General features: G+C 32.9%; 6 protein-coding genes. 4 read left to right on the plus strand and 2 right to left on the minus strand.

Annotation, left to right across the window (positions count from 1 at the left end):
• Positions 1 to 33 precede the first annotated feature (33 nt).
• Positions 34 to 1,275 (minus strand): M20/M25/M40 family metallo-hydrolase, encoded by a 1,242-nt coding sequence (locus NNL09_RS17915; RefSeq protein WP_231389177.1) that lies wholly within the window; start codon positions 1,273 to 1,275, stop codon positions 34 to 36.
• 216 nt (positions 1,276 to 1,491) lie between these two features.
• On the opposite strand from NNL09_RS17915, the gene NNL09_RS17920 reads away from it, so the two are divergent.
• Positions 1,492 to 1,971 carry a DUF6495 family protein gene (locus NNL09_RS17920; RefSeq protein WP_196910373.1) on the plus strand — a complete coding sequence of 160 codons (480 nt, stop codon included), beginning with the start codon at positions 1,492 to 1,494 and terminating at the stop codon, positions 1,969 to 1,971.
• Positions 1,972 to 2,058: 87 nt separating this feature from the next.
• Here NNL09_RS17920 and NNL09_RS17925 read toward each other — a convergent pair whose 3' ends face one another.
• Positions 2,059 to 3,294, minus strand: coding sequence for an ABC transporter permease (locus NNL09_RS17925; RefSeq protein WP_025666974.1), 1,236 nt, complete (start codon positions 3,292 to 3,294; stop codon positions 2,059 to 2,061).
• 315 nt (positions 3,295 to 3,609) lie between these two features.
• Between NNL09_RS17925 and hisS the strand changes: the two genes are divergently transcribed.
• The 3 genes from hisS (at position 3,610) to NNL09_RS17940 (ending at position 11,381) form a co-directional block, all read left to right on the plus strand.
• Positions 3,610 to 4,980 (plus strand): histidine--tRNA ligase, encoded by a 1,371-nt coding sequence (gene hisS, locus NNL09_RS17930; protein WP_196910372.1) that lies wholly within the window; start codon positions 3,610 to 3,612, stop codon positions 4,978 to 4,980.
• A gap of 90 nt (positions 4,981 to 5,070) precedes the next feature.
• On the plus strand, positions 5,071 to 5,553 hold the full coding sequence (locus NNL09_RS17935) for a hypothetical protein (RefSeq protein WP_152538361.1): 483 nt from the start codon (positions 5,071 to 5,073) through the stop codon (positions 5,551 to 5,553).
• A 950-nt stretch (positions 5,554 to 6,503) separates the two neighbouring features.
• Positions 6,504 to 11,381, plus strand: coding sequence for a hypothetical protein (locus NNL09_RS17940; RefSeq protein ID WP_196910371.1), 4,878 nt, complete (start codon positions 6,504 to 6,506; stop codon positions 11,379 to 11,381).
• Positions 11,382 to 11,389 lie beyond the last annotated feature (8 nt).

Raw genomic sequence — 11,389 nt, forward strand, 5'->3', positions numbered from 1 at the left:
TTCTAAATGAAGGCTTTTTTATTTTATTGGAAACTATTGATTGATTAATCGATAGATAAGTATTGCGGTACGTTTGGTCAAAGCTTCAAAAGTGGTTAGATCTAATGTTTCTTTTGGAGTATGTGCTCCGGTACCCATGGTTCCTAATCCATCCAGACAATCCACATGCTCTGCTACAAAAGAAGTATCTGCAGCTCCACGTTTACCAGGGTCATAGGCTTCAACTACTCCTTGATCCAGAGCCTTACTTACTTCATTTAGCAATGCTAATAATTTGTGATTGCCTTTAGTTGGTTGCATTGCAGGATAACTATCAGTAAAAGTGATAGACGCACTGGTGTGAGGTAAGTTTTCTTCAGTAATTTTTTTCATTTTTGAACGGGCTCTTTCTTTTTGTTCTTCAGAGATAAAACGCAATCCTCCTTTTACCATAACAGTTTGTGGTACAACATTACTTTTTCCGAAGGCTTCTCCTTCACTTATTGAGCTGTCAAATTTAACCTCTGTTCCTCCCAGAATTACTCCAGGGTTAAAGGTTAAAAATTCTTCTCCTTTAACATCGGTATAGAAGCTATTTAAAATTCTGGAAGCTTCAAAAATAGCACCTGCACCTACACGTTCATTAAAAACACCAGACGAATGTGCTCTTTTTCCCTTAACTTCTAGTTTCCATCCAGAAGATCCTCTACGGGCAACGGTAGCATAATTAAACCCTGTAGAGGTCTCAAAGCCCAGAGCAACTTCACTATTTTTTGCTGCATCAATTAAATCTTTTCTACTAATATCTAATGGTTGTCCTGTGCTTTCTTCATCGCCGGTAAAAGCAACTATAATTTGGGCATTATTAAGTAATTTATTTTCGTGTAAGGCTTTTAGGGCATATAGTACAACAACATCTCCGCCTTTCATATCATTAGTCCCGGGCCCATATGCAATATCACCATCTTTCTTAAATTTCTGAAAAGGGCTATCTTTTTCAAATACTGTATCCAGGTGCCCAATGAGTAGTATTTTTTTTCCTTTACTTCCAGAAGTTTCGGCAAACAAATGTCCGGCTCGATTTACTTCTGCAGGCATATCAATCCATCGAGTATTAAAATCAATTGCATCAAATTGCTCTTTAAACACCATTCCTACCTCTTTTACACCTTCATGATGCATTGTTCCGCTATTAATATTTACAACCTTCTCTAAAAACTGAATCGCTGATTCATGATTAGCTTCTATTGATTTAATAATTTTTTTTTCTGTTTTAGAAAGTTTTTGAGCATTCATAGTTAATGTTATGAAAAGAAATAAAAAGAGATGTGAGATACGTATGGTAAAAAAAGTATTCATGTTGGTGATGTTATTTGTTGAAGGATAAATATAAGGACTTTAGTAGTTGTAGATTTTGTATTTTGATGTAAAGGCAAAATAGAAGGTAGAAGACAGTGTTTATTGTTTTAAAATCATCTTTTTATAATTACTTTTGCAGTCAATTTTTTTACAATGAAATATCAAAGATTAAGTAAGGAACAATTAGAGGAATTACATGTAGAATTCATTAACTTTTTGGCAACACAATCTATTACAGCAGAAGAGTGGAGTGATATTAAAGAAAATAAACCCCAGGTTGCCGAAGAAGAGATTGATATTTTTAGTGATTTGGTATGGGAAAAAGTACTTACTAACGCACAATATCTGGAACATTTTTCGAAAGATCAGATACATTTGTTCGAATTGCTGGACAATGAGATGTGTCTTATTGCAGTAAAGGTAAATAATGATGCTATTGATATCACTACACAAGAAGGGTATCAATGGTTACAAAGTAATTTACTAAATGACGAAGTGGTATTTTATAATGCGTCTAAGCAATATAGTGATGATAAAAATCTGGATAAATTTACACTAATCCAAAAAGGAGCAAATATCACTAAAGGAGAGTTATATCAGTATTTTGCTAATATGATCGAAAACAGAGAATAATAGCAACTGTTTTAAAACAATAATTTATAATCACAGTATCATAAGAAATGTCTTATATATTGTGAAAGCTAATATGTAGTTAATTAACTATTCGTATCTCAAAGATTCTATAGGGTCTTGTTTTGCTGCTTTTACAGCGGGGTATAATCCAGAAACAACTGCAATAACAAAAGAAATAGTAGTGGCCGCAAATATGGCGAGCCAGGGAGTACTAAAAGAAAAATTAGCAGCAGCCGAAATTCCTCCACCAATCAGGATTCCCAGAATAATACCTACAAGGCCACCAATTTGACCAATAATTATGGTTTCCATAAAAAACTGACCTGCAATAGTATGTTTTTTAGCCCCCAACGCTTTTCTTACCCCAATTTCCCGAGTTCGTTCGGTAACAGAAACCAACATAATATTCATTAAAGCAATTGAAGAACCAAATATGGTAATGATACTAATAATCCAAGCAGCATAATATAAGTAAACAGTAATACTAGCTATTCGGTTTAATAAGTCATCACTACGTTCAAGTCCAAAATTATTTTCTTCGATTGGATTTAACTTTCTGATGTTTCTAAAAGTGAGAATAGCTTCATCCTGAGCACCTTCTAGAAATTGTTTGTCATCTACCTTTACACTAATACCATAATTAATATTAGGGAGTGTAAAAATGGATCTCGCTATCTGCAAAGGAATAAGGACTCGTAAATCCTGATTATTTCTAAATGTAGCTCCTTTACTCTCCAGAAGCCCAATTACTTTAAATTTTACTCCTCGAATACTTATTGTTTTTCCCAAAGGATTTGTATCCTTAAATAAATTCTTTTTGAAATCAGATCCTATGAGACACACATGATTATTGTTTTCTACATCAAAAAAAGTAAAATTTCTACCATTGTCTATTTCAGTTCCTGTGTTTTCAAGATAATTTTCATTAATCCCTACTACAGATACTTCGGGATCGGTTTTTTCACTTTCATATTTTACTTCGGCATTACGTGTACCAGTAAAGTGAATAGAGGTTTTTGAAAAAGGATAACTAAATTTATCTTTAAAATCTTTTACATTACGATAACTAATAATAGGATTGATTTTGTCTCGATCTCTACTATTTCTTGTGTTAAATTCGTAACGCTGGATATTAAAAGTATTAGCACCCATCGAAGCAAAATCTCCAGAAATTGTATTTTCTAAAGCACCAACCAAAGTAAGTATTCCAACCAATGATGTAATACCAATTGCAATGATTAATATAGTAAGAACAGTTCGTAGAACTTGCCCTTTTATAGAGTCCATTGCGATCCTGATATTTTCTCTAAAAAGTGAAAACATAATAGTTTTTAATAGTGTGTTCTTTATATAGGACTACAAAACGTGTTTAAAGTTACTTAAAAAACCAGATTTTTTATAAGTATTGATCCACGTCTTTATACTTTTTTTAGATATTTGCAGCTCGAAATAGCAGGTAGGTATTAAGAGTGAGGTAATGGTTTGTAGCTATAGTGTTGATCCTTAATTATCTAATTGCTTCTTGTATACAGATTAAAATGATATATGAGTACTGTATAGAATACTATATTTGCACGCTTTACAAATTTGATAAACACTGTGATATATCTTCTATCGGCTCTTAATAAAAACTAGATAATGGCACAAAAACCATCAATACCAAAAGGAACCCGTGACTTTTCTCCCATAGAAGTGGCTAAGAGAAGTTATATTATGAATGTTATCAAATCACAGTTTCAATTATTTGGTTTTCATCCTATCGAAACTCCTAGTTTTGAGAATAGTGATACTTTGATGGGCAAATATGGAGAAGAAGGAGATCGATTGATTTTTAAAATATTAAATAGTGGTGATTATCTAAATAAAGTGGATGAAGCTTTATATTCATCTAAAAATAGTACTAAAATAACTACCAAGATCAGCGAAAAAGCGCTTCGTTATGATCTTACGGTACCATTTGCACGTTATGTTGTGCAACACCAAAATGAAATTGATTTTCCGTTTAAAAGATATCAAATGCAGCCGGTATGGAGGGCAGATAGACCACAAAAAGGACGTTTTAGAGAATTTTATCAATGTGATGCCGATGTGGTAGGAAGTACTTCTTTATGGCAAGAAGTTGATTTTGTTAAACTATACGATGCTGTTTTTACCAAATTAAAACTTGAAGGAGTAACCATTAAAATTAATAATCGTAAAATCCTATCTGGTATTGCAGAAGTAATAGGGGCAAGCGATAAATTAATTGATTTTACAGTTGCCCTGGATAAACTAGATAAAATTGGTGAAGATGGAGTAAAAAAGGAGATGTTAAATAAAGGGATTTCTGAAACTGCTATAGAAAGCGTAAAACCACTTTTCAATTTTACAGGAACAACTTCAGAAAAGCTAGATAAATTGCGAAATATGTTGGCTTCTTCTGAAGAAGGAATGCAAGGAGTAGAAGAATTACAATTTATAATTAATGCTTTTAAGGAGATTCCTTTGGAGACTGCAACTTTAGATCTTGATGTTACCCTGGCAAGAGGATTAAATTATTATACAGGGGCTATTTTTGAAGTATCGGCACCAGATACTGTAAAAATGGGATCTATTGGAGGAGGAGGTCGATATGACGATCTAACGGGAATTTTTGGACTAAAAAATATAAGTGGTGTAGGGATTTCTTTTGGTTTGGATAGAATTTATCTTGTTCTTGAAGAATTAGGATTGTTTCCAAAAACTGTTGCTCCTTCGACCAAAGTACTATTCATAAATTTTGGAGAAGAAGAAGCATTTTATTGCTTAAAAACAGTTAATGTGCTTAGAAATGATGACATAATTGCTGAGCTATATCCCGATAATGCCAAAATGAAAAAACAAATGGGGTATGCGAATAAAAGAGCGATACCTTATGTCGTACTTGCTGGATCTTCTGAGATGAATAATAATACATTTACGGTCAAGGATATGCAATCCGGAACTCAAAAAGAAATGGATTTAAAGGAGTTAAAAGAGCTTTTACGATAATTTTTTTCTTATTTTTAAGAAATAAAATACTAAATTAACGTTACTACTTATAACATTAATTTAACTATATATTGTCTTAAAACTAGAATTATGAAAACCCCTATTTTGTCCATTTTACTTTGTATGATGCTATTATCTGTAGTTTCTTGTAAAAAAGATCCTAAAACAGATACCATAGATCCTGTAGAAATCCCTAGAGGTGATACCTCTAATTTTATCGAAGAAACTGAAGAAGAAAAAAAACCTGTAGTTAAAAAGAAGAAAAAAGCGACTAAAGATAAAACGACTACAAAAGATGATAATACACTACACATACCAGGAATTTTTGATACTACAGATAACTCTTATTCTAAAAAGTATATAAAAGATTATGAACGATATGTGGCAAACTATAAGAAAGCTGTAGAAGCAAATGATATGGATTCTTTTCTTAAACTAAGTGATGCAAGTGATGATCTTAGTAAGCAATATAATCGTCTTATGAATATACTTCCAGGCGAGGAAATACAAAAACTAAGTGAATATATGCAAGTTAAATCAGAACAACTTGCAGAACTATCTTCTAAAATGTAACTTCTTAAATTCAGTGTTTTCAAAAAGGGAATAAGTAATCTCCATTTCTCTTTTGACTCATAATATAACCTATTAAAACAACAAAATTGTTAGGTGTAAAGAATTAAATAAAATTCTTTACACCTAAACTTTTATATTCAATTTTAACAATATTGTTTATGTTGTGTCCTTTTGATTCTAATTTCTAAACATAACCAATACATTAAATAATCTGATTTTTTTACTGAATTTATTTATTATTGATGTAATATACCGTGCGAATTGGCTAATCAAGGGAAATAAGATGCTAAAATTGGTTTTGAAGAAAACCAGAAGATATCGAGTATCCAGAAGAGGATATCAAAGTACTAAAATGGCAAAATGCATCAAAAATGCTCTCTATGTATCAAAATGATAACCCAGAAAAAGATATTGTAAAGTTTATAGAAATACGATTGGCAGATGTATTTCATAAACTATTAAAAGAAGAATAGTTTTCTTCTAGTCTTAATCTCGTATTGAAATTTCCTTATAATTAGATAACAATTACTCATTTTTATAAAATATATTTAGAATATAACTGAAATACATTTCTAAGTTTAAAAAACCGTCACTAATTTAAAGGTATTCGTCACAAAATGTAAATTACTCTTCATTTTCTCTACGACTGAAGATAAGTTTGTACTCATAAACTATAATTAATTTACTGATAACACATAGTCAATTTACTGGTGATGTATAATATTTTTTGTGAGATACTAATTTCTTTAATTAAAATATAATAGAGACTTTACCTCATGCATTGGAGTATTCTTAAATTACTAGTTCACAAATAATGTACACCCAAGTATGTATTGTGAACTAGTATAATCAATGAAAGTACTTAAATGTTTTTAAACTATAGTTTTTGCGTGAATTAGTTAATACTGATTTTTTATTAGAGTCCCAATAACTCGCTTAAATTATAATTTATGAAATTGCCCTCGGTCTTATTATTATGGATAACTCCAATACTATTTTATGCACATAATAATGAAAAAGATTCTCTCTCAGTTAAAAAAGAGAATTCAATACTAGAAGATCAACCAGTTTCAAATTTTTATCAATTTCCTGAACTCGATAAAAACTTTCCTGTCAAAAAATCCATTACTATTTCTTCTGCACCAGAATTTACTACAGAAAGTATTCAGAGAGAATATGGGACTCCAAGTACCTGGGTTAATGATAAAAGGTCAATAGCTATAGAAAGTTTTGCAATAATAGATAAAGAAGATAATTGGGTTACTTCTTTTTCAAATACCCATATTGATGCATTACCTGTTGGAGTCAAACATACAATAAGTGAAATTGAATATCAACTGGGGTTTGTAAAAGCAAAATTCTATAAAGAATATACAGAACTTACTGTATTTGTAAAAGTAGTCTTGCCACAATCTGATGATAAAGGTGATCCTATAGAACTTTTTTTTGGAGCAGATAATGTAAAGCTTTCTCATGAAGGAGGGATAATAGGGGACGCCAATTTGGTATTACTAGGAGATATATTTATTCCTTTTAATGGCGGTAATTGGATGCTTTTTTTAAAAGGAGGTTTAGATTTTAAAACAGGAAATGTTCAAAACAAAACTTTCGCCACAATTAATTGTGATGGGGTTAAGGAAATGGGAATCGAAGGAGGTATTGAGTTTTCGAGAAATCTTTTACTACCAGTAGGAGAAAATGGAGAAAGCTTACCAAAAACAAGACCATGGCCCAATGGTAATAAAACATCAATGGTACCTAATCGAGTACGAGGAGATTTTAAAGCAGTTGCTTCAAACTGGAATGATCTTGTTGTAGGAGTGGGAATTACCCCTTTTGTCTTAGCAAATCAAGAAGATGGATTTATGTTTTCTGTTAGTAAAGCCATTCTTGATTTTAGTGATTTAAGAACTCCGGATGTTCCTTTTCCAGGATATTATCATGAAAACGGATTGTTATTACCTAACAGAGAATCATGGCGGGGAGTATATATAGAATCTATACAGGTAGGGATGCCAGAAGCATTTAAAACAACCAATAGTGTTTCTAAAAATAAGAGAGTGACTTTTGAGGCTGCTAATCTTATTATTGATAGTCATGGAGTTTCAGGAGAATTTTCGATAAAAAATATAATTCCGTTAGAAATCGGAATTACTTCTTCACAAAATGCCTGGGCATATTCTGTAGATGAATTGGGGGTAGTCTATGCAGCAAACAATTTCATGGGTGCAAAGTTTGCAGGAAGCATAAGACTACCCACTTCTGGTGTCAAAGACAAAGGATTGAAATACAAAGGTATTATTACTGATGAAGAGTATATGATGGCAGTATCTCCTGTAGAAACCGTTAGTTTTGATATTCTTCAGGCCAAAGTGCAGTTACTTCCAAATTCTGGAGTATTAATGAGAGTAAAAAACAGTGACGATCAAGGAAGTGATATCGAAACAGAAGGAGCTACAACAAATAATAAAAAGGAATTTTTTATGCAGGCCAGGCTTAATGGAAGAATGGCTATTTCTGCTAGTCAAAAACAATCCATACTGGATGAAGGAAAGAAAGTTGATGATGCTATTGTAAAATTTAAGGGAATTACTTTCGAAAATTTGGTTTTGCAAACCGAAAGCCCACTCATTAGTGTTAAATATTTTGGTTATGAAGATCAGGTTAAAGTAGCAGGATTTCCTGTATCTATAGACAGAATAGGAATTGTAGCACAAGATCGAGAGATTGGGATAAAGTTTGATATTGGTGTATCGCTAATGAAAGATGCATTTGCAGCAAAAGGAGGGGTTGGGATTTTTGCAAAACAAAAACAAGCTTCTTCAGGATTAGGAAATGGTAAAGAAGACTACCGATATAAGCAACGATGGCAATATGACCGCTTAGAGTTATCCAGAATGATTGTAAAGGCTAATATGGGAGCGATAGCTTTTGAAGGCGCCCTTGATCTTATGGATAATGACCCCATATACGGTGATGGATTTCAAGCCAAAGTAAAAGCGACATTCTTTAAAAAAGAAGGAAGTGAAGGAAGTGATAAAGGAATCTCCTGTGCCGCTATTTTTGGTAAAACAAGAACTAAACAAAATGTTGATAATGAGGAAGCAGGAACCAAAGAAACTGTTACTACAGAAGGATATAGATATTGGTATATAGACGCAGCGGTTACAGGGTTGAAGATACCTGTATTTCCAGGCCTTAATATAACGGGATTTGCGGGAGGGGCATTTTATAAAATGTCAAGAAAACCAGAAGGAAATATTTCAGAATTCTCTCCATCAGGACTTACTTATATCCCTGATAACCAAACAGGGTTAGGAGTTAAAGCAATGGTATTTGGTGCAATGCCTGATGAAAAAGCGATGAGTGTTAGTGCAGGGTTCGAAATTGATTTCAATAAAAATTATGGGGTTAATAGGTTAGGATTCTTTGGCGAAGTTCATGCGATGAAAGCTTTTGATTTTCCAAATCCGATGGGTAAAATAACAGGAAAACTTCAGGGATTAGCAAACAGTGAATCTCTTGGAAATAAAGTTGTAAAAACGTTTTCGGAAAAAGCAGAATCTGAATACCCTTCAGAAATTACAGGACAAGCAGGAGTTAATGCTAAAGTAGGAATGCAGTATGATTTTACTAACAACACTTTTCATGCAGATATGGATTTATATGTTAATGTAGCAGGAGGTCTTGTTCAAGGAAGAGCTTCTAAAGGTCGTGCAGGATGGGGAGTAATTCATATCTCCCCAGATGAATGGTATGTACATATGGGAACGCCTACTGACCGTTTGGGGCTAAAAATGGGAGTAGGTCCTGTTTCTGTTGAAAGTGGCGGTTATTTTATGATGGGTGATGGCTTGCCAGGAAGCCCACCGCCACCATCAGAAGTTGCAACAATGTTAGGTGTAGATGTAGATAAATTAGATTATATGAGAGATGAAAACTCATTAAAATCAGGAAAAGGACTTGCATTTGGATCAGATTTTAAGATTGATACTGGAAATATTAGTTTTTTATTGCTGTACGCACGTTTTCGAGCAGGCCTGGGGTTTGATATCATGCTAAAAGACTATCAGCAAGCTATGTGTGTGAATACAGGAGATCAGGTAGGAATTAATGGGTGGTATGCTAATGGGCAAGCCTATGCTTATCTACAAGGAGAACTAGGGATTAAGGTAAAACTATTTGCGGTTAGTAAAAAAGTACCTATAATTCAGGGAGGTGCTGCTATTCTTATGCAGGCAAAAGGACCAAATCCATTCTGGATGCGTGGATATGCTGCCGGATATTATGATCTTCTGGGTGGGGCAGTAAAAGGAGCCTATAGATTTAAGGTAGAAGTGGGTGAGATGTGTGAATTTCAGGATGATACTCCAGTGGGAGATATCAAAATGATCAGTGATCTTACTCCAGCTGATAATGATCAGAATGTTGATGTATTTATGGCGCCACAGGCAACGTTTGTAATGAAAGTAGGAGAACCCATTACCATCTCAGAAAATGGAGGAGATAAAACGTATAAGATACTACTGGATAAATTTACTGTGACCGATGAATCTGGGAAAGTAACATCTGGAAAACTTGAATGGGCACATACCAAGGATCGAGTAACCTTTATGCCAGATGATATTTTACCTCCCGAAACCAGATTAAAAGCAATAGTAGAAATCAGTTTCCAGGAAAAAATAAGTGGAGTATATCGTGATGTTATGCTAAATGGAAAAAAAGCACTGGAAACTTTAGAAAGAAACTTTACCACTGCAACTGCACCAGATTATATACCATTAAATAACATTAAATATGCTTATCCTGTTGTGAACCAAAAGCAATTTTATAAAGGAGAATCTACTAGTGGATATATACAATTACAAAAAGGGCAGGATTATCTTTTTGATAATTCACAATGGCAAAGTACAGTGAAATTTATAGATCAAAATGGAAAATTATCACTAGCAAAATTCAACTATAATACTGCCGAAAATAAGGTGATATATACATTACCTAAAGTAGATAAAGAAGTTACATACACAATGTCTATTGTTAGTACTTCTATAACTTCAGGAAATTCTTCAGAGGGTACCGAAGTTACAGAAACTACAAATTATGATGAAGATAATACAATGGAGATCAAGAAAAATTCTGCAGTAAATGTATTGAAAGAAGGAGAGATAGAAAGAATTACCTATGAATTCAAAACCAGTAAATATAAAAAGTTTGCAGATAAAATAAAGGCAATGTCTGTGACTCATAATAATGTGGGAGCAGTGGGGGCAAGTTCGGATATGATTTACCTATACAGTTATATAACTCCGAATGAAGGTTTTGATTTGGTAGAACTATTAGGAAATACATACACAGCAAATAAACCATTGGTATCCTATGAAGCTACATTAGTTGATACCTATTATCAAAAAGATATAGAACCTTTGGTATATGCTAATTATCCTATTTCAGGAACTTATCTTCTTAGGAATAGAGATCCAGGTATTTTGGGAATTTCTCCTAAAAAAGCATTGTCGATAAAATCAAGTTATCTAACGAGCTTAGAAAAAAATCAAAATAAAACTTTAATACAGACACATTTTCCATTTGAATATGATCTGCCACGAATATATAAACAAGATTTTATAGATCTGAGAAATCAAGTACTTAAAGATTTTACGAATAATGTAATTAGTGGGGCACACCCTGCTATGCGATTGCTAGATGGAGATTATCTCTTTATGCGATATGGTAAATATGAAATGGTACTAAAGTACGTGCTTCCGGGAGGAATTGAAGCATCACAAGCCAAATTTGATTTTAAGAACCCATTGGAATATAGAATGTAATGTATAAA

This window comes from Aquimarina sp. EL_43 (assembly GCF_943422735.1).
GTDB lineage: Bacteria > Bacteroidota > Bacteroidia > Flavobacteriales > Flavobacteriaceae > Aquimarina > Aquimarina megaterium.